Source organism: Paenibacillus sp. Root444D2, assembly GCF_001426375.1.
Classification (GTDB): Bacteria; Bacillota; Bacilli; order Paenibacillales; family NBRC-103111; genus Paenibacillus_E.
Window position 1 is genome coordinate 1 of record NZ_LMEO01000024.1, and the last position, 17,329, is coordinate 17,329.

A 17,329-nucleotide genomic window follows, 5' to 3' on the forward strand; every position below is an offset into this window, starting at 1 on the left:
GCGTTCGTCCTGAGCCAGGATCAAACTCTCCATAATAGAAAAGCTGAAATGCTCATTGACTTGCTAGCGAGATTATTCATCTCATTATAGTCGATTGCTCGACCGTGCTTACTCACTCGTTGTTCAGTTTTCAAAGATCAATTTTCTTTCTTATTTCTTCGCCTTCCATTTAGCGGCGACTTTTTTAATATACCACATCGACCTAGAAGATTGCAAGTGTTTTTTCGAAGAATAATGAAGGTCATCTTCTTCAATCAACATCTTGTCCTTCTTTTCGAAGGGGCGAGTTATAAAATACCATAGGATGAGAGGGTAAGTCAAGCACCTACCCCCTATTTTTTTTGAGCTTGATAGTTACGATTTCTTGCATACTTTGATATTTCCTTTGGCGTCGCTATTCGAGCATACATCCGGAAGATCACTTTATATCTTGATTCTATGGCCCCTTTAATCTCTTGATCAATTCTTTTGTCATTGAGATCGAACAACATTTCATCTAACTCTTTGCGAAGTACATAATCCAACTCTCTGCATTCCCGATCATTGAACAAAAATCCGAGCATACATCCATTCAAACCCCTCTCGACTGTAGAGATTTATGGCACTTACAGTTTGATTGAAAGAAGAGCCGACCCTTATTCGGTCCGCTCTTCTTACCGTTTTACTGTTATGCTCAGATTTTGCCATTTTTATGACAGAAGTTCTGAAAATATTTTACAGATGCACCAACCAGTATGTAAGTGTACTTTCAATGATTGCCGCGACGAGCAAAAGTACAACAATGAATACCATTAATGGCTTAGTTAGATGGAGTGTTTTAACCAGCTCCGCACGTGCTGTCTTCTCTTTATCAGGTACAAAGAGCTGCACTCCGGATTTCCAGACTAATAAACCTAATTTAAGTCCATATGCACAAGCAATTAATATGACCGGAATCTCTATAATACCATGTGGAAGAATCCCCTTCAGAACAATGGACAATGTGCTTTCTTGCGTTTGTAAAGAAAGTACGTATCCAAGTATCATCCCGTTAGCGATCAACATAAAGAGTGGCAGAATACCTAGTAATAGGCCAAGAAAGATAATGACCACTGACTTAATCGCATTGTTTAGAAAAATGAAAATAAAAAACCATAATTGGGGATTATCCTTACTGCTTAGAGATTGACTTAAAGATTTGAGCCCCTTCATCTGCCCTTCTAAGAAGTGAGAAAACTGATCTGAATTCGCCCAACCTAAATATAAACTAAACCCAAAAACTAAGACGACGACGATGAAGTAATGTTTCATTTCTTTGAAATGTTGGAATAATTGTCTGAATTTCATTTTCGTTCCCTCCAATTTCGGAAGCATAAGTACTGTGTACGAGCATACATTATTTACTAAAGAGTATACAAGCCTTGCCCGTATGTAAGGCTTAGAGGAGGTACAAGCTATCCATGAACTACTTTTTCGTTGTAAATGCTCGTAAGTTTAAACAATATGTTTTTATCGCGCTTGCCATTGTCTTCGCTGCCGCTATTGTTTATTCGGAACAAAGTAATGTATCCGTCTTCTCCAATGCAGAGCCCTCCGCTATTTATAGCGTACAGACCGAAAGAAAGGTTATTGCCCTGACCTTTGATATTTCATGGGGCGAGAAGCGTGCGGAACCAATTTTGAATATCCTTAAGGAAAAAGGTGTGAAGAATGCAACCTTCTTCCTATCCTCTCCGTGGAGTAAAAGCCACCCCGAGATTGTGGAACATATCAAGAAGGATGGTTTCGAAATTGGAAGCCATGGAAACAAACACGATAATTATAGTACGCTAAGTGATGAAGAAATACGCAAACAGATTACTACAGCCCATGGCATTTTAACGGAATTGATCGGAAAAGAACCGAACTTAATTCGCCTTCCCAATGGTGACTTCGACAAACGAGTGCTTCGAATTGCGGATGATTTAGGGTATTCGGTCATCCAATGGGATACCGACTCTCAAGACTGGTTAAATAAAGGTGTTGATACAATCATTAACCGTGTAGTAACCAAAGCACATCCAGGTGATATTGTATTACTGCACGCCAGCGATTCGTCTCAGCAAACACATGAGGCCTTACCAGTTATCATTGAGCAGTTAAGAGCTAAGGGTTACGAATTCGTTACGGTAAGTGAGTTAATCAAACAAACCCAGGTGGAGACTAAACCGGTTGAAGACCAGGCAATGAAACAGATCAATTAATGACTATGCTATGATTCAAAAAAGAGCTAATTAGATTAGCTCTTTTTGTTATCCAATATTTTATGAAGAATCAAAATTTGCCATGCATTACAAACAAGCAACGGGGCCAACATAAATAAACTTGATGCTGCGTTATCTAGTTTTAATGCAGGTACGGCTTCAAGGACGGTTACAGCGCACATAAAGAACAATGTCGGGATAAAAGCGTTCCGATTCGTCATCTTTACCTTCCAATACGCAACTGCAATGGAAATTAACAATATGATAGCAGGTAAAATGGAGTAGCTCAAAACGGATTCTGTACCCTCAAAATTAGTCATTCTCAGATATACGAGATCAAAGAGGACAACAATAACGACAGCCAATTGTAAAAGATCCCATACCGTCTTGGAGCGAATAATACCCGCAGCAATGAATCTGACAATTAGATAAGCAAAAAAGCCCATTTGGCTCAGCACGCTTATCGTGGCACCACCAAGCAACATATTTAATACATTAAAACCTACTGCCGATAACCCCATAACCGAAAATTCTTTGTCGGAATATTGTAAAATGAGTCCAATCCCTATAGATACAAGCATTCCTAATAACAATGTTGTCCAAAATAAGTGAAACCACTTCCGCAGCGTCAAGATCAATTACCCCCATACTTCAACTCTAATTGTTAATTGTACCAACGTTTACGGTAAAAAGCCAATGAATGGCCCTTATAATCTATCCCGAACCACACATACTAACAACTATTAAGTTAGGGAAGGGAGCATGCTTTTATGTTAACAACTAAGTTCAGGAAGCTGCAAGTCCTACCACTCATTTCTATCGCCTTACTTCTCGCTTCGTGTGGATCAGATAGTTCATCACAAGGTCAGGGTCAATCTCAAGCTAATACGTATAAAGAGCAAAAGACCATGATTCTTGATATTCTGAAGTCAGAGGATGGGAAGAAAGCAATAAGTGCAGCAAACCGCAGCATAATGAATGGTGATGTGGGCGCCAACGGTGTAGCTGGTCAATCTCAAATCAAGCTTTTGTCAGCAAATGAATCTTTGCAATTGCAGATGGCAGTGAAGGATGTTCTCACAGCAAAAGAGAATAACATGTTCCTCACCGATATGATGAAAGACCCTAAATTTGCCGGCGATTTTGCTAAGGCTATTCAAAAAGAAACCAAACAGATGTTCAAAGAGCTTTTAAAGGACCCAGAATATCAAAAATCACTCGTTGATGTGATGAAAAACCCAGAATATGAAAAGATGATGCTAGATGTTATGAAAACAGCAGCCTATCGCCAGCAAATGATGACGGTTATGGAAGAATCCATCCAAAGTCCTTTGTTCCGTGCTCATATGGTTGACCTTCTTAAGGCAGCCATTGCCCAACAAAGTAAGCCCGAGCAGATGCCTACGGCTAAGAGTGCTGAAAAGAAAGAAGAAGGTGGGGGCAAAGGAGACAAGGGAGATAGCGGAGGAGAAAAGAAGAAAGATGAGAAAAGCGATTCGGGAGAATCCGATAAGAAAGACAACGAAAAGAAAAAGGATGACTCTAGTTCTTCTGATTCCTAATTATGAAAATAAAGGGCATGCGGATTTCTCCGTATGCCCTTTCTAATTATTTGTCCAATTTGGTAATGATATTTGCAGCCATATCCAAATAGATTTGTCCAGCTTTTGAGTCTGACTTATAGACAGATGGTGAATAGTCGATTTCCGAGACATGATTGTCGGGAGCTCCAAGCGGAATCTGAGCTAATAATTCGCTATGCAAATCTTCCGCAAGTTTAGCTCCTCCACCTTTACCGAATACGTAATCTATGCTGCCATCTTTGCATTCATAATAAGACATGTTCTCCACAATACCTAGTATTTCATGGTTTGTTTGAATGGCCATAGCTCCCGCCCTAGCGGCTACAAAAGCTGCTGTGGCATGCGGTGTTGTCACAATCACTTCTTTACTTTGCGGGATGAGCTGATGCACATCTAGCGCTACATCTCCCGTACCTGGAGGAAGATCCAGTAGGATGTATTCAACATCTCCCCAATTAACTTCATTGAAGAAATTGCGAAGCATTTTCCCTAACATAGGACCACGCCAAACGACAGGTGCATTATCTTGAACAAAGAAACCCATAGAGATTACTTTTACACCAAATTTCTCAACTGGCATAATGACATTATCGACAAGCTTCGGCTGTTCTTCGATGCCCATCATATCAGGGATACTGAAACCGTATATATCAGCATCGATGATTCCAACCTTTTTCCCTTGGCGAGCTAAGGCAACGGCTAAATTAACAGTTACGGTTGATTTACCCACACCGCCTTTGCCACTTGCAACGGCTATAAACTCAACTGTGGAGGCTTCTCCCAATATTGGTTGCTCAATCGGTGGTTGGACTGGTTGGGCTTTCTTCTCTACAGCCGGTTGAACCACATCTTTAATCTGAGTACGTTCATAATCAGTCATTAGTCTGAAACGAATATGTACTTGTGCTATACCCAATTTTTCTAAAGCTTGCTGAATATAAACCTTCGCCTTTTCTTTGAACGCATCATCCTCGGTCGTGACAATTAAGCTTAAAGATACGTTATCCTCTTTAAACATCACATCTCTAACTAAATTAAGTTCCACAACGCTTTTATTGTAATGAGGTTCCACAAGAGGTCGTAACGCTTCTAATAGTTGGTCTTTGTTTATCATAGCCACACCATACCTTTATTGGGACATTGTAATTGTGGCCTTAATTATATCACATATTGATTAAGATCCCACTTTTTCCCCAGCATAAAATCTTAAGATACCTTGATAGACAGATGCTGCCACCATCTTCTGATACTTCTCACTCGCAAGCAATCTTGCTTCTTCAGGGTTTGAAAGGAAACCCACTTCCACAAGAGCACTCGGTATTTTCAGCGTTTTTAACAAGTAAACGGTCTTGTCCGCTGGCTTGGCAACACGATCGGTGTTCTCTAAGTTTTTCTTTAATTCCATTTGAATGAGTGCGGCTAAATTAGGGTTATTCGGGTTATTCAGATAATAGAACGTTTGTGCGCCTCTCCATTTCTGAGAAGGTATGCTGTTTAAATGCACACTCAGAAACAAATCCGCATTATTCTCATTGATGAGATCGGCACGATTGTGGAGATCTTGCGTCTTTCTTTTACTATATCCCTTGGTGCCGGCTTCAGCCAAATCGGTATCCGTTTCCCTTGTCATAAGGACGATTGCACCCGCCTGCTGCAAGTAATCGCGAAGATGAAGTGTGATCGCTAAATTGATATCTTTCTCAACAACTCCTTCCTTGCTAGAAGCTCCGCCATCTGGACCACCATGACCAGCATCCAGAGCAATTGTTTTACCTGACAAAGGTAAAGTCCAATCCGACCACGTCTTCGTTGCCGGCAGCTCATAGGCATAGATGAACACAACAAGTGCGACCAGCAAGGTCGAGAGAACAAGCTTAAGACTACTGTTAAAAGTCAGCCAGACAACCAGCCTCTTCTTCCTTTTGCGCATAAAAAATCCACCTCTGTTCCCCATAGACTCTGTAACATCTATATGGGACAAGGTGGACAAATATACCTTACTTACACTTGATATTCAGGGTCTCTTAGACCTTCAATAAGAACCTGGGCGACCTCAGGGCGTGTGAACTCCGGAGGCGGGCATTGACCGTTTCTAAGCAGTCCACGAACCTTGGTGCCGGAGAGATGCATATGGTGGGACTTATTATGCGGACAAGTTTTGCTAGATGCCATATTGCCACATTTTGTACAGAAGAAACTATGCTCAAAGAATAATGGGGTAATCCCAATTTCTTCTGCCGTAAAATTACTAAAAATCTCTTGAGCCTCATACGTGCCGTAGTAATCGCCAACACCCGCGTGATCGCGTCCTACGATGAAATGAGTACATCCATAGTTTCTACGTACAATAGCGTGTAGAATCGCCTCACGAGGACCTGCATAGCGCATAGCAGCCGGGTATACGCCTAAGAAAGTTCGATCCTTCGGATAGTAATTCTCAAGCAATACCAAATAACTTTTCATACGAACATCTGCAGAGATGTCATCGGATTTAGTCTCACCTACAAGCGGATTAAGGAAAAGAGCATCCACGATTTCCATGGCCGACTTTTGAATGTATTCATGAGCTCTGTGGACAGGATTACGCGTTTGAAAGCCAACGACAGTTCTCCACCCGTTTTCCGCAAAAATGCGACGTGTTTCGGATGGATCAAAATAAAACTCTTCAAACTTCTTAGGCTTTGGTCTGTTAAGCAGTTGAATAGGACCTCCGATATTCGTAGAAGAACGCGAGAACAGTTTATCCACACCAGGGTGAGCCATATCATCTGTCTTAAAAATCTTGATTGCTTCATTTTGTTGATCTACTTTATAAATACTGGTCGCTTCTAAGATAGCAAAAATCACATCATCTTCCTCACCAACAAGCGCTAGTTGCTCACCAATGGAGATGGAAGCTGCAACTTCTGGGTCGATCGATAAGGTAACAGGTATGCTCCACACAGTACCATCAGTAAGACGCATGGTCTCTACAACAGACGTATAGTTTTTCTCCTCAAGGAATCCAACTAATGGTGAAAATGCACCTACCCCAATCAGATCTAGGTCAGAAATGGTCCATGAATTCACACGAATTTGTTTCAATAATGCTGCATGTTTTAGAAGCTCTTCTCTTTCCTCTGCAGGAACCAAGCGGTTAATTAATTTGCCGCCATGTGGCTTAATCGTCGTCATTACGTAGTCACCTCCGTAATATCTATGATTACTTATGAAGGCCGCATTCTGTTTTTTCGATACTAGCCCAACGACCCGCACGTGGATCTTCACCTTCGGCTACAGGACGCGTGCAATGTGTGCACCCGATACTTGGGTAGTTGCGATCATGTAAGGGATTGTAGATTACATCATTCTCACGAATGTAATTCCATACATCTTCTGAAGTCCAACCAGCAAGAGGGTTAAATTTAATCAAACCAAATTTCACGTCGTACTCCACTTTTTTAGCATTTGCACGAGTAGGTGCTTGGTCGCGGCGAATTCCTGTGATCCAAGCATCATAATTTTTAAGGATATCGGTTAACGGATCTACTTTTCGAATGTTACAGCATTGGTTAGCATCGCTTTTCCATAGCTCATCGCCAAATTTCTCAGCTTGTTCATCAAGTGTAAGCTTCGGCAATACTTGAACAAACTTAGTGCCGTAATGCTGCTCTAGACGATCTCTTGTATCATATGTTTCTTGAAAATGAACATTCGTATCCAAGTAGAAAATATCTACGGTCGGATTAATTTTTTGAAGCATATCAACAAGGACAACATCTTCAGCACCAAAACTACAAGCAAGTGTTAATCTTGGGAATGTGTCAACGGCAAGTTTCAATATTGCTTCTGGTGATTGATTTTCGAATTCCTCTGCGGCTTTCGATACAAAAGCTTCTTTTTCAAAGAGATTCATTTTAAATACCTCCTAAAGTTTTTAATCCCGACTGTTATTGTATGATTTAAATTTAATTATAGCTGAGATCTGATTTGTGTCAATTACTTTTTATCATTTTGGTATTAACTTCATTAAAATCTATATTGTTGGTTGGAATAACTCCTAACTTTTGATTAAAAAGAAAAAACCTTTCCAGCATAATGCAGGAAAGGTCTCTCTTGAGCGCCAAAGGCGCGTAATCTTAACGTTTGGAGAATTGAGGAGCGCGACGAGCGGCTTTCAATCCATATTTTTTACGCTCTTTCATACGGGAATCACGTGTTAAGAATCCTGCTTTTTTCAAGGATCCACGGTATTCCGGATCAGCTTTCAGCAATGCACGGGAAATCCCGTGACGAATCGCTCCAGCTTGTCCGCTGATTCCACCACCATTTGCAAGAACTAGAACATCGTATTTACCGACAGTCTCAGTTAATGTCAATGGTTGTTTAACGATCAGTTTCAACGTTTCTAGACCGAAATACTCATCTAGATCACGTTTATTGATAATGATGCGTCCTTCACCCGGTACTAAGCGCACACGCGCTACCGAGTGTTTACGACGACCCGTTCCATAATATTGAACTTGTGCCACGAAACGTTCCTCCTTATATTAACCGCGAAGATTCCAGACTTCTGGTAGTTGTGCTTGGTGCGGGTGCTCTGCTCCACCGTAGACTTTAAGCTTAGTTTTCAAGCTGTCGCCAAGACGGTTCTTAGGAAGCATACCATGTACGGCAAACTCGATCATGCGATCAGGTTTGCTGTTCAGCAAATCCTGAGCGGAAGTCACTTTTAAACCACCTTGGTATAAAGAGTGACGGTAGTACATTTTGTTTTGCATTTTTTTACCAGTTAGCTTAATTTGGGAAGCATTGATAACAACAACGAAATCACCAGTATCTACGTGTGGAGTGAACTCCGGTTTGTGCTTACCGCGGATAATGCTAGCAACTTCACTTGCAAGACGGCCAAGTGTTTGGCCTGCAGCGTCAACAATGTACCATTTACGCTCTACTTCATTTGGCTTAGCCATATATGTGGTGCGCATGCTTAATCCTCCTAAAAATATATCTCAATACATAATTATTATTGTTAGTTTACATAAATGATGGATGGTTGACAGCCATTTGTGATCAGGGGCTGTGGGGTAGCCGATCACGAAACGCCAAGTTATATTTTACACGAAACATCGATAAGAAGCAAGTAGTGTTTTAAGATTTTAATAGTCGACTCTCCATAACGTTAAACCCATAGCTTCGGCCGTAGGACCTGCTTGAGATCGGTCTCTAGCTTCAAGAATTCGCTGCATATCGCTACTAGGTCTCTTACCTTCTCCAATCTGAATCAGTGTTCCTGCAATGATCCTAACCATGTTATAAAGGAAACCATTACCCGTTACAATTAACCGGATTCTGGCGATTTTCCCCGTCGTAGACAACTCGTCAGCTTCCGTTTCCAAACGAACCTCGTAGAGGGTTCTCACCTTTACTTCCTTATCTGTTCTCACCGTACAAAACGAAGTAAAATCATGCTCACCTAGCAAGCAAGGGAGCGCCTCTCTCATGGCTTCCACATTCAAATGCGTAGGATGATGGTATTCATAGTTGCGGTGAAAGACATCAGGGAAGCGCGCCGAGCGAATTGAAAAGCAGTAAGTTTTGCGTTTCGCGGCTTTGCGAGAATGAAAGGAAGGAAGGACTTCTTCCGCGGTATGTGCGACGATATCTCTGGGTAGTCTAGCATTTAAAGCTAAACACCAACGTTCCACTGGAATCTTTGAATTCGTACTAAAATTAATAACTTGTGCTTTCGCGTGTACACCGGCATCTGTACGCCCAGATGAGATAACTTTCACTCTCTCACCAGTTAACATGAAAACAGCCTGCTCTAAACGGTATTGAATCGTATCTGCTTTAGGCTGAATCTGAAAACCTGAATAAGCAGTCCCATCATAACTTATGGTAAAACGTAGATTTCTCAAGGCTTGTTCCTCCATGAGTCATCCTTCCTATCTAAGTGATTAGCCTTAGCTAAATTCACTTCTAGAGAGCGTGCTAAGACTGCAAAAAAAGGGCTTCACCAGAATCTAGTGATTCCGTCCACCCTTTCCCATCCGTCTTTATGCGCGATCTACTAGCTCTAGGTAAACCATTGGTGCTGCGTCACCGCGGCGTGGTCCCAGTTTAAGGATACGAGTGTATCCACCTGGACGCTCGGAGTAACGAGTAGCCAAATCGGAGAACAGTTTTTGGATCGCATCTTGATTTTCGTTTGCAGCTTCTCTACGAACAAAAGCAGCAACCTGACGGCGTGCATGAAGATCTCCGCGCTTCGCAAGAGTGATTAACTTCTCAGCGATGGAACGAATTTCTTTTGCTTTTGCTTCTGTAGTTTGGATGCGTTCATGTATGAACAGATCTGTAACCAGATCACGGAATAATGCTTTACGATTACTGGAATCGCGGTTCAATTTTCTGTAGTTCATTGAATTAACCTCCTTCTGACAAGATTATTCCTCAGTACGTAGTCCCAAACCCAGCTCTTCGAGCTTCTCTTGAACTTCTTCAAGTGATTTGCGTCCTAAGTTCCGAACTTTCATCATGTCTTCTTCTGTTTTGGTAATCAGCTCTTGTACGGTGTTAATCCCTGCACGCTTGAGACAGTTGTAAGAACGAACAGATAGATCTAGTTCCTCGATAGTCATCTCCAGAACTTTCTCTTTCTTATCTTCTTCTTTCTCTACCATAATCTCAGCATCTTTCGCTTCATCCGTCAAACCGACGAACAAGTTCAGATGTTCTGTTAAGATTTTGGCGCCCAAGCTCACTGCTTCTTCTGGTCGAATACTTCCATCAGTCCACACTTCGAGGGTCAACTTATCATAGTTAGTCACTTGGCCGACGCGAGTATTCTCAATAGCATAGTTCACTCGGGTAATAGGCGTGTAGATCGAATCAATTGGAATCACTCCAATTGGTTGTTCTTCATGCTTATTTTTGTCCGATTGGACGTAACCGCGTCCTCTGCCCGCATGAATCCTCATGTGAAGACGTGCGTCCGGAGATAAGGTTGCAATATGCAGATCCGGATTAAGAATCTCCACATCGCTATCACCACGGATATCAGCTGCGGTAATATTACCTTCTCCTTCTGCATCAATTTCAAGCACTTTCTCCTCATCGGAGTGAATTTTCAACGATAGGCCTTTCAAGTTGAGGATAATTTCCGTTACATCCTCAAGCACGCCAGGAATCGTTGAAAACTCATGTAAAACGCCATCGATTTGGACAGAGGTTACTGCTGCCCCCGGTAAAGAGGACAGTAAGATACGACGTAGTGAGTTACCTAAGGTTGTACCATAGCCACGCTCCAACGGCTCGATGATAAATCTACCATAAGCGCCATCTTCACTTAATGCTACGGTTTCTATTTTTGGCTTTTCGATTTCGATCATGAAATGTACCCTCCATTCAATACGTCGTTTCCCTCTGGATACTTCGCCTGAAAATTTCATAGTATTCCTATCCTTCAAACCATTATTCACGATTTTGGAATAATTATACTACAAAGTGATCCTGAATTATACGCGACGACGTTTTGGAGGACGGCAGCCATTATGAGGAACCGGAGTCACGTCTTTAATCAGGTTTACTTCAAGACCTGCTGCTTGCAAAGAGCGGATTGCTGCTTCGCGGCCAGCTCCTGGACCTTTAACCATTACTTCAACAGTTTTCAAACCATGCTCCATAGCTGCTTTAGCTGCTTTTTCAGCTGCCATTTGCGCTGCAAAAGGAGTACTTTTACGGGAACCTTTGAATCCAAGGTTTCCTGAACTTGCCCAGGAAATTGCGTTACCATGCGGATCCGTGATCGTTACGATCGTGTTGTTAAATGTTGAACGGATGTGTGCTACACCGCTCTCAATATTTTTCCGGTCACGACGTTTCGTACGGACGACTTTTTTAGGTTTTGCCATTAGCTCTAACCCCCTTTATTATTTCTTCTTATTAGCTACCGTACGACGAGGACCTTTACGTGTACGAGCATTAGTTTTAGTACGTTGTCCACGAACAGGAAGACCACGACGGTGACGAAGACCACGGTAGGATCCGATTTCGATTAGACGTTTGATGTTTAGGGAAATTTCGCGACGAAGGTCGCCTTCTACTTTAAGGGTTTTGTCAATTACATCACGGATTTTGCTCACTTCATCTTCAGTCAAGTCACGAACGCGAGTACTAGCGTCGATACCTGTGGAAGCAATGATTTTCTGAGCAGTTGTAGTGCCGATACCGAAAATGTAAGTCAACGCGATTACAACTCGTTTGTCACGAGGTAAGTCAACTCCAGCTAAACGTGCCATCTACAGATTGCACCTCCTTTTAACCTTGTTTTTGTTTGTGCTTAGGATTTTCACAAATAACCATTACATTACCTTTACGGCGAATAACTTTGCATTTCTCGCAAATCGGTTTAACCGACGGTCTAACTTTCATTTTTAAGCCCTCCTTATCATCGTAAGCAACCATGTTGCGTTTTCTGTTAGAAAACTTGCTTCGTAAGCATACGCCTTGAGAGAGTAACTTACATGTAAGCCGAACATTTATTTGAAACGGTAGGTTATACGGCCTCTCGTTAAATCATAAGGCGATAATTCTACGGTAACCTTATCTCCAGGCAAAATGCGGATAAAATGCATTCTGATCTTACCGGATACATGGGCTAGGATTTTATGACCATTTTCCAATTCAACCTTAAACATTGCATTCGGAAGAGGTTCAATCACTGTACCTTCTACTTCAATTACATCTTCTTTGGCCACAGTCATTCTCCTTTCTCTTGTGCTTCATCTTGCATAAGTTCAACGAATTTGGCAATTGCGAAGCGCAACTTTCCATTAGTAACACGACCTGTTTCCCTAATGCTTGACTCCACTTCACTGCTAATCGTTTCTTGTAACTGAAGATGATTCAGGTTCTTCTTCTTCGGTTGATCGAATTTGCGATGATCACCGTCGGCAAGCCAGACAAAGCGATGATCGACAATTCCAATTACGACCGCATATTCTCCGGGATCTCGACCGCGAAGCACCTTTACGATTTGACCCACCTTCGGAATCTTGCTATCCATTCACCATCACCTACGATCTAGGCAAAGTTAATATTTCATAACCGGCTGCCGTAATTGCAATCGTATGTTCAAAATGAGCACATAGGGTACGATCCGCAGTGACTACAGTCCAATCGTCTTCGAGTGTTTGGACAAATCTTTCGCCAACGACCACCATCGGTTCAATGGCTAGGACCATGCCTGGTTTGAGACGAGGACCTTTGTCAGGAACACCATAATTCGGAATTTGTGGTTCTTCGTGAAGATCCGTTCCGATACCGTGACCAACATACTCTATAACCACGGAGAAGCCTGCGTCTTCAATACAAGTTTGGATTGCATGCGACAACGTGTAGAGTCTAGCATCCGGTTTAGCTTCTGCTATGCCTCGATAAAGTGATTCTTCTGTCACAGCTAACAAACGCCGCGCTGTTTCAGAAATTTCACCGACAGGATACGTCCAAGCAGAATCTCCATGATAACCTTTATACTGAGCACCAATATCTATACTGATAATATCGCCCTCAGTGAGCTTTCTTGGACCAGGAATACCATGAACTAATTCTTCGTTGACTGAAGCACAAATGCTTCCAGGAAAACCGTTGTAGCCTTTAAAAGATGGAATCGCTCCCTGACTGCGAATGAATTCCTCTGCGATCTGATCAAGTTCTTTCGTTGTAATGTTCGGACGAATCGCCCTTGCCAATAAGCGGTGCGTTTCGGCTACGATACGACCAGCTTCTCGCATTAGGTCTAGTTCAACCTCGGACTTACAAATGATCATTACGCTAGACCTCGTAGCAGTGAGCTAATTTGTTCGGTTACCGCATGAATGTCTTGTTCCCCGTTAACCTCACGCAATAATTCCCTCTTTTGGTAGTAATCCAGTAGCGGAGCCGTTTTATTGATGTATTCATCCAAACGAGTTCCGACTTTCTCTTCCGTATCATCAGATCGTTGGTACAACTCACCCGAACATTTATCGCATACGCCTTCTTGCTTTGGTGGGTTGAAGATTACATGATACGTAGAACCACAGGATTTACAAATTCTTCGGCCAGTTAGTCTTGCAAGCAAGAAACTGCGATCAACGGAAAGATTGATAACTACTTCAATCTTCTTACCTAATGAATCTACGATTTCAGACAATGCATCTGCTTGAGCAACAGTTCGAGGGAACCCGTCAAGCAAAAAGCCTTTATCGCAATCCGGTTGGGCAAGACGCTCTCTCACAATACCGTTCGTTATTTCATCAGGAACCAGAAGTCCCTTATCCACATAACCTTTGGCTTCAACACCAAGTGGTGTTCCTTGACTCATCGCCAAGCGAAAAGCATCTCCAGTTGAGATATGAGGAATTTGAAATTCGTTAACGATTTTTTCAGCTTGTGTACCTTTGCCTGCACCAGGAGGCCCCATAAAAATTACGTTCACACTTAAAACCTCCCATCGCACTCGGCATTACGAACAGCACAATAGGTGCCGATGTCGCAGATATTGCCCCATCAGAACCTATTAGCTATTTATTGATAAATCCTTTGTAATGACGCTTAATCAATTGGCTCTCGATTTGTTTCATCGTCTCAAGACCAACGCCTACTACGATAAGTAAAGATGTACCACCAATCCGAACCGAACTAGGCAAACCGGCAAGTCCTCCGAATAGCATTGGAAGAATCGAGATCGCTGAGAGAAACAAAGCCCCAGAAAGAGTAATTCTAGTCATTACGCGAGTCAGATAAGTCGATGTTGTCTTACCGGGTCTAATACCTGGTATATAGCCACCATTTTTCTTCATCTGGTCAGCCATTTGAACTGGATTAATTTGTACGAAGGTATAAAAGTATGTGAATCCAATAATCAGCAATACATAGAGTACAATCGCTAGCGGAGCAGTTTGGTTAATACTTAAATTGTTAATTATCCATTCTGCAACAACATTTCCTCTCCAGTAACTAGCAATGGTAGGAGGGAACATCAATAACGAAAGTGCAAAGATTACTGGGATTACACCAGCCGCATTCACTTTAAGAGGAATGTGAGTGGTTTGACCACCATACATTTTACGACCAACTACCCGTTTCGCATATTGTACAGGTATCTTACGAACACCTTGCTGCACGAATATGACCCCGGCAATAATCAGTATAACAACCAACGCAATAATGATCAGTTTCACGATATTCAGGAACAAAGCTCCTTCGGTCGCAAAAAGTGATTTGTAAATTTGTTGAATGCTTGTCGGAATCGCCGCGACGATACCAGCAAAGATGATAATGGAAATACCGTTCCCAATCCCAAACTCCGTGATTTGCTCACCTAGCCACATCAAGAAAGCTGTACCAGCTGTCAGTACGATAGCGATTAGTGCAAAGGTAGTGAAGCCTGAGTCAATCACGAGTCCGCTATACAAACGGTTAAACCCAATGGAAAGACCAAATGCTTGAATCACACCTAGAATAATCGTACCGTAACGAGTAACTTGTGTCATTTTCTTTCTTCCGACATCGCCTTCTTTTGCCCATTGCGCAAAGCGCGGGACTACATCCATGGATAAAAGTTGTACGATGATCGAAGCCGTGATGTAAGGGGTGATTCCCATCGCGAAGATGGAAAACTGAAAGAGCGCCCCACCAGAAAACGTGTTAAGCAAACCAAAGACATCGCTCTGATTCGCTTGATCTTGAAGTTTCAGAACATCTGTATTTATGTTAGGCACTGGAATAAAAACGCCTAATCGGTAGACGATTAGCAAGACGAGTGTGAATATAATTCTTCTGCGTAAGTCTTCTACTTTGAAGATGTTGGCTATGGTATTGAACATTAAATCACCTCGGTTTGACCGCCGGCAGCTTGGATTTTCTCAATCGCAGATTGAGAGAACTTATTCGCTTTAACGGTTAATTTTACTGTGATTTCACCGTTTCCTAAAATCTTAATGCCATCTTTAGGAGCTTTAACAATACCAGTCTCCATCAATACTTGTGGAGTAACTTCGGTACCAGCTGCGAAATTGTTCAAATCTTCAAGATTCACGATTGCGTATTCCGTACGGAAACGATTCGTGAAACCACGTTTAGGTAAACGACGGTATAACGGGTTTTGTCCACCCTCGAATCCAGGACGAACGCCTCCACCGGAACGTGCGTTTTGCCCTTTATGTCCGCGAGTTGATGTTTTACCCATGCCGCTACTTGTACCACGGCCAACACGTTTACGAGTGTGACGAGAACCAGTAGCAGAACTTAGCTCATGTAACTTCATCGTTGCACACCTCCTCTAGATCTTAATATCTTGCTACTATGCTTCGATTTCTTTAACTTCTACCAAATGGCTCACTTGATTAACCATGCCTCTGATCGCAGCATTATCTTGATGAAGAACAGTTTGGTGCATCTTGCGAAGACCAAGTGTTTTCACAGTAACGCGTTGTGTTTCAGGGCGGCCAATCAGGCTGCGTTTTAGGGTAATTTGTAATTGTTTCGCCATGTTTACCCCTCCTAACCTAATAGCTCTTGAACTGTTTTACCGCGAAGCTTTGCAACTTCTTCCGCTTTTTTCAAGCGGCTCAAGCCTTCAAGCGTAGCGTTAACCATGTTCATGGAGTTCGATGAACCAAGGGATTTTGTCAAGATATCGCCGATACCAGCAAGCTCAAGAACTGCACGAACTGGTCCGCCTGCGATAACTCCTGTACCTTGGGAAGCTGGTTTTAGCAGAACGCGTCCTGCACCAAACTTACCTGTTACAAGGTGAGGAATCGAAGTGCCTACGATAGGAACATGAATCAAGTTCTTTTTCGCATCTTCAATACCTTTGCGGATTGCATCAGGAACTTCGGAAGCTTTACCGATTCCTGCGCCAACCCAGCCATTGCCATCGCCAACGACAACAAGTGCGCTGAAGCTGAAACGACGTCCGCCTTTTACTACTTTAGCTACGCGATTAATATTAACGACTTTTTCTGTTAGCTCTAAAGTATTAGGATCTACACGCAAGTCTTTTACCTCCTTATATATGTTTTTCCTAGAATTCAAGACCAGCTTCACGAGCTGCGTCAGCTAATGCTTGAACACGTCCATGATAAAGGTATCCACCGCGGTCAAATACCACTTTGTCTAAACCTTTTTCTTTCGCGCGTTGAGCGATTAATGCGCCAACTTTACGAGCAGCTTCAACGTTACCGCCATTACCAATGTCACTTTTCAGTTCTTTATCTTGAGTCGATGCGGCAACGATAGTAATACCCGTTGTATCATCGATAAGTTGAGCATACATGTGTTTGGAAGAGCGGAAAATGTTTAAGCGCGGACGAACAGTTGTACCTTCGATTTTCTTACGAACACGAAGATGTCTTTTCAAACGAGCTTTATTTTTATCGCTTTTAGTAATCATCTATACTTACACTCCTTTCATCATCTTATGATGCGAGGCTTATGCTTACGTAGCAAGTTTTCATGCGAAAACTCTTAGCTATTACCCGCGATCTAACGATC

26 protein-coding genes are annotated in these 17,329 nt (G+C 42.3%); 2 read left to right on the plus strand and 24 right to left on the minus strand.

Annotated features, from left to right (window positions below; genetic code table 11):
• Positions 1 to 332 precede the first annotated feature (332 nt).
• Both ASD40_RS16050 and ASD40_RS16055 read right to left on the minus strand, forming a co-directional pair.
• On the minus strand, positions 333 to 563 hold the full coding sequence (locus ASD40_RS16050) for a hypothetical protein (RefSeq protein ID WP_029196431.1): 231 nt from the start codon (positions 561 to 563) through the stop codon (positions 333 to 335).
• Positions 564 to 714: 151 nt separating this feature from the next.
• Entirely contained in the window at positions 715 to 1,326 is a 612-nt protein-coding gene (locus ASD40_RS16055; protein WP_057304255.1) for a stage II sporulation protein M, read from the minus strand.
• A gap of 113 nt (positions 1,327 to 1,439) precedes the next feature.
• Here ASD40_RS16055 and pdaB point away from each other — a divergent pair, with 113 nt between their 5' ends.
• Entirely contained in the window at positions 1,440 to 2,222 is a 783-nt protein-coding gene (gene pdaB / locus ASD40_RS16060; RefSeq protein ID WP_057304256.1) for a polysaccharide deacetylase family sporulation protein PdaB, read from the plus strand.
• Positions 2,223 to 2,257: 35 nt separating this feature from the next.
• Here the strand turns inward: pdaB and ASD40_RS16065 are convergent, their stop codons facing one another.
• Entirely contained in the window at positions 2,258 to 2,854 is a 597-nt protein-coding gene (locus ASD40_RS16065) for a KinB-signaling pathway activation protein (protein WP_057304257.1), read from the minus strand.
• A 138-nt stretch (positions 2,855 to 2,992) separates the two neighbouring features.
• Between ASD40_RS16065 and gerD the strand changes: the two genes are divergently transcribed.
• On the plus strand, positions 2,993 to 3,784 hold the full coding sequence (gerD, locus tag ASD40_RS16070; protein WP_057304258.1) for a spore germination lipoprotein GerD: 792 nt from the start codon (positions 2,993 to 2,995) through the stop codon (positions 3,782 to 3,784).
• A 46-nt stretch (positions 3,785 to 3,830) separates the two neighbouring features.
• On the opposite strand, the gene ASD40_RS16075 is transcribed toward gerD, so the two are convergent.
• From ASD40_RS16075 to rplR, 21 genes are all read right to left on the minus strand, one after another.
• Entirely contained in the window at positions 3,831 to 4,919 is a 1,089-nt protein-coding gene (locus ASD40_RS16075) for an Mrp/NBP35 family ATP-binding protein (protein WP_057304259.1), read from the minus strand.
• A 60-nt stretch (positions 4,920 to 4,979) separates the two neighbouring features.
• Entirely contained in the window at positions 4,980 to 5,735 is a 756-nt protein-coding gene (gene cwlD / locus ASD40_RS16080) for an N-acetylmuramoyl-L-alanine amidase CwlD (protein WP_057304260.1), read from the minus strand.
• Positions 5,736 to 5,806: 71 nt separating this feature from the next.
• Entirely contained in the window at positions 5,807 to 6,979 is a 1,173-nt protein-coding gene (gene sat, locus ASD40_RS16085; protein WP_057304261.1) for a sulfate adenylyltransferase, read from the minus strand.
• Positions 6,980 to 7,007: 28 nt separating this feature from the next.
• Positions 7,008 to 7,700, minus strand: a complete 693-nt coding sequence (locus ASD40_RS16090; protein WP_057304262.1) for a phosphoadenylyl-sulfate reductase — start codon at positions 7,698 to 7,700, stop codon at positions 7,008 to 7,010.
• Between the two features lie 223 nt (positions 7,701 to 7,923).
• A complete protein-coding gene (gene rpsI / locus ASD40_RS16095) occupies positions 7,924 to 8,316 on the minus strand; it encodes a 30S ribosomal protein S9 (protein WP_029196439.1) in 393 nt (130 codons plus the stop codon).
• A gap of 18 nt (positions 8,317 to 8,334) precedes the next feature.
• A complete protein-coding gene (gene rplM / locus ASD40_RS16100) occupies positions 8,335 to 8,772 on the minus strand; it encodes a 50S ribosomal protein L13 (RefSeq protein ID WP_029196440.1) in 438 nt (145 codons plus the stop codon).
• 171 nt (positions 8,773 to 8,943) lie between these two features.
• Positions 8,944 to 9,705: a tRNA pseudouridine(38-40) synthase TruA gene (gene truA, locus ASD40_RS16105; protein ID WP_057304287.1), complete on the minus strand. Its 762-nt coding sequence runs from the start codon at positions 9,703 to 9,705 to the stop codon at positions 8,944 to 8,946.
• Between the two features lie 138 nt (positions 9,706 to 9,843).
• Positions 9,844 to 10,209: a 50S ribosomal protein L17 gene (gene rplQ, locus ASD40_RS16110; RefSeq protein WP_057304263.1), complete on the minus strand. Its 366-nt coding sequence runs from the start codon at positions 10,207 to 10,209 to the stop codon at positions 9,844 to 9,846.
• A 24-nt stretch (positions 10,210 to 10,233) separates the two neighbouring features.
• Entirely contained in the window at positions 10,234 to 11,178 is a 945-nt protein-coding gene (locus tag ASD40_RS16115) for a DNA-directed RNA polymerase subunit alpha (protein ID WP_028557469.1), read from the minus strand.
• 126 nt (positions 11,179 to 11,304) lie between these two features.
• A complete protein-coding gene (gene rpsK / locus ASD40_RS16120; RefSeq protein ID WP_028557470.1) occupies positions 11,305 to 11,700 on the minus strand; it encodes a 30S ribosomal protein S11 in 396 nt (131 codons plus the stop codon).
• A gap of 18 nt (positions 11,701 to 11,718) precedes the next feature.
• Positions 11,719 to 12,087, minus strand: coding sequence for a 30S ribosomal protein S13 (rpsM, locus tag ASD40_RS16125; RefSeq protein ID WP_028557471.1), 369 nt, complete (start codon positions 12,085 to 12,087; stop codon positions 11,719 to 11,721).
• Between the two features lie 19 nt (positions 12,088 to 12,106).
• Positions 12,107 to 12,220: a 50S ribosomal protein L36 gene (rpmJ, locus tag ASD40_RS16130; protein ID WP_003333770.1), complete on the minus strand. Its 114-nt coding sequence runs from the start codon at positions 12,218 to 12,220 to the stop codon at positions 12,107 to 12,109.
• Between the two features lie 107 nt (positions 12,221 to 12,327).
• Positions 12,328 to 12,546, minus strand: coding sequence for a translation initiation factor IF-1 (gene infA, locus ASD40_RS16135; protein WP_009676800.1), 219 nt, complete (start codon positions 12,544 to 12,546; stop codon positions 12,328 to 12,330).
• Positions 12,547 to 12,548: 2 nt separating this feature from the next.
• The gene (locus tag ASD40_RS16140) at positions 12,549 to 12,854 is read right to left on the minus strand and encodes a KOW domain-containing RNA-binding protein (RefSeq protein WP_029196445.1); all 306 of its coding nucleotides are present in this window, start codon (positions 12,852 to 12,854) and stop codon (positions 12,549 to 12,551) included.
• A 10-nt stretch (positions 12,855 to 12,864) separates the two neighbouring features.
• Positions 12,865 to 13,617 carry a type I methionyl aminopeptidase gene (map, locus tag ASD40_RS16145; RefSeq protein WP_057304264.1) on the minus strand — a complete coding sequence of 251 codons (753 nt, stop codon included), beginning with the start codon at positions 13,615 to 13,617 and terminating at the stop codon, positions 12,865 to 12,867.
• A complete protein-coding gene (locus tag ASD40_RS16150; protein WP_029196447.1) occupies positions 13,617 to 14,267 on the minus strand; it encodes an adenylate kinase in 651 nt (216 codons plus the stop codon). Before ASD40_RS16150 ends, map begins: the two co-directional genes overlap by 1 nt.
• Before the next feature lie 85 nt (positions 14,268 to 14,352).
• A complete protein-coding gene (gene secY, locus ASD40_RS16155; protein WP_057304265.1) occupies positions 14,353 to 15,657 on the minus strand; it encodes a preprotein translocase subunit SecY in 1,305 nt (434 codons plus the stop codon).
• Positions 15,657 to 16,097, minus strand: coding sequence for a 50S ribosomal protein L15 (rplO, locus tag ASD40_RS16160; protein WP_029196449.1), 441 nt, complete (start codon positions 16,095 to 16,097; stop codon positions 15,657 to 15,659). Before rplO ends, secY begins: the two co-directional genes overlap by 1 nt.
• Positions 16,098 to 16,133: 36 nt before the next feature.
• Entirely contained in the window at positions 16,134 to 16,322 is a 189-nt protein-coding gene (rpmD, locus tag ASD40_RS16165; protein ID WP_029196450.1) for a 50S ribosomal protein L30, read from the minus strand.
• 11 nt (positions 16,323 to 16,333) lie between these two features.
• Complete coding sequence (gene rpsE, locus ASD40_RS16170; RefSeq protein WP_029196451.1) at positions 16,334 to 16,831, minus strand: 30S ribosomal protein S5; 498 nt, start codon at positions 16,829 to 16,831, stop codon at positions 16,334 to 16,336.
• A gap of 28 nt (positions 16,832 to 16,859) precedes the next feature.
• Positions 16,860 to 17,228, minus strand: a complete 369-nt coding sequence (rplR, locus tag ASD40_RS16175; RefSeq protein WP_057304266.1) for a 50S ribosomal protein L18 — start codon at positions 17,226 to 17,228, stop codon at positions 16,860 to 16,862.
• Positions 17,229 to 17,329: the final 101 nt, after the last annotated feature.

Coding starts and splice junctions, on each gene's coding strand:
- ASD40_RS16050 (WP_029196431.1), bottom strand. CDS start 563: ATGCTCGGATTTTTGTTCAATGATCGGGAATGCAGAGAGTTGGATTAT.
- ASD40_RS16055 (WP_057304255.1), bottom strand. CDS start 1,326: ATGAAATTCAGACAATTATTCCAACATTTCAAAGAAATGAAACATTAC.
- pdaB (WP_057304256.1), top strand. CDS start 1,440: ATGAACTACTTTTTCGTTGTAAATGCTCGTAAGTTTAAACAATATGTT.
- gerD (WP_057304258.1), top strand. CDS start 2,993: ATGTTAACAACTAAGTTCAGGAAGCTGCAAGTCCTACCACTCATTTCT.
- ASD40_RS16075 (WP_057304259.1), bottom strand. CDS start 4,919: ATGATAAACAAAGACCAACTATTAGAAGCGTTACGACCTCTTGTGGAA.
- cwlD (WP_057304260.1), bottom strand. CDS start 5,735: ATGCGCAAAAGGAAGAAGAGGCTGGTTGTCTGGCTGACTTTTAACAGT.
- sat (WP_057304261.1), bottom strand. CDS start 6,979: ATGACGACGATTAAGCCACATGGCGGCAAATTAATTAACCGCTTGGTT.
- ASD40_RS16090 (WP_057304262.1), bottom strand. CDS start 7,700: ATGAATCTCTTTGAAAAAGAAGCTTTTGTATCGAAAGCCGCAGAGGAA.
- rplM (WP_029196440.1), bottom strand. CDS start 8,772: ATGCGCACCACATATATGGCTAAGCCAAATGAAGTAGAGCGTAAATGG.
- rplQ (WP_057304263.1), bottom strand. CDS start 10,209: ATGAACTACAGAAAATTGAACCGCGATTCCAGTAATCGTAAAGCATTA.
- ASD40_RS16115 (WP_028557469.1), bottom strand. CDS start 11,178: ATGATCGAAATCGAAAAGCCAAAAATAGAAACCGTAGCATTAAGTGAA.
- rpsK (WP_028557470.1), bottom strand. CDS start 11,700: ATGGCAAAACCTAAAAAAGTCGTCCGTACGAAACGTCGTGACCGGAAA.
- rpsM (WP_028557471.1), bottom strand. CDS start 12,087: ATGGCACGTTTAGCTGGAGTTGACTTACCTCGTGACAAACGAGTTGTA.
- rpmJ (WP_003333770.1), bottom strand. CDS start 12,220: ATGAAAGTTAGACCGTCGGTTAAACCGATTTGCGAGAAATGCAAAGTT.
- ASD40_RS16140 (WP_029196445.1), bottom strand. CDS start 12,854: ATGGATAGCAAGATTCCGAAGGTGGGTCAAATCGTAAAGGTGCTTCGC.
- map (WP_057304264.1), bottom strand. CDS start 13,617: ATGATCATTTGTAAGTCCGAGGTTGAACTAGACCTAATGCGAGAAGCT.
- secY (WP_057304265.1), bottom strand. CDS start 15,657: ATGTTCAATACCATAGCCAACATCTTCAAAGTAGAAGACTTACGCAGA.
- rplO (WP_029196449.1), bottom strand. CDS start 16,097: ATGAAGTTACATGAGCTAAGTTCTGCTACTGGTTCTCGTCACACTCGT.
- rpmD (WP_029196450.1), bottom strand. CDS start 16,322: ATGGCGAAACAATTACAAATTACCCTAAAACGCAGCCTGATTGGCCGC.
- rplR (WP_057304266.1), bottom strand. CDS start 17,228: ATGATTACTAAAAGCGATAAAAATAAAGCTCGTTTGAAAAGACATCTT.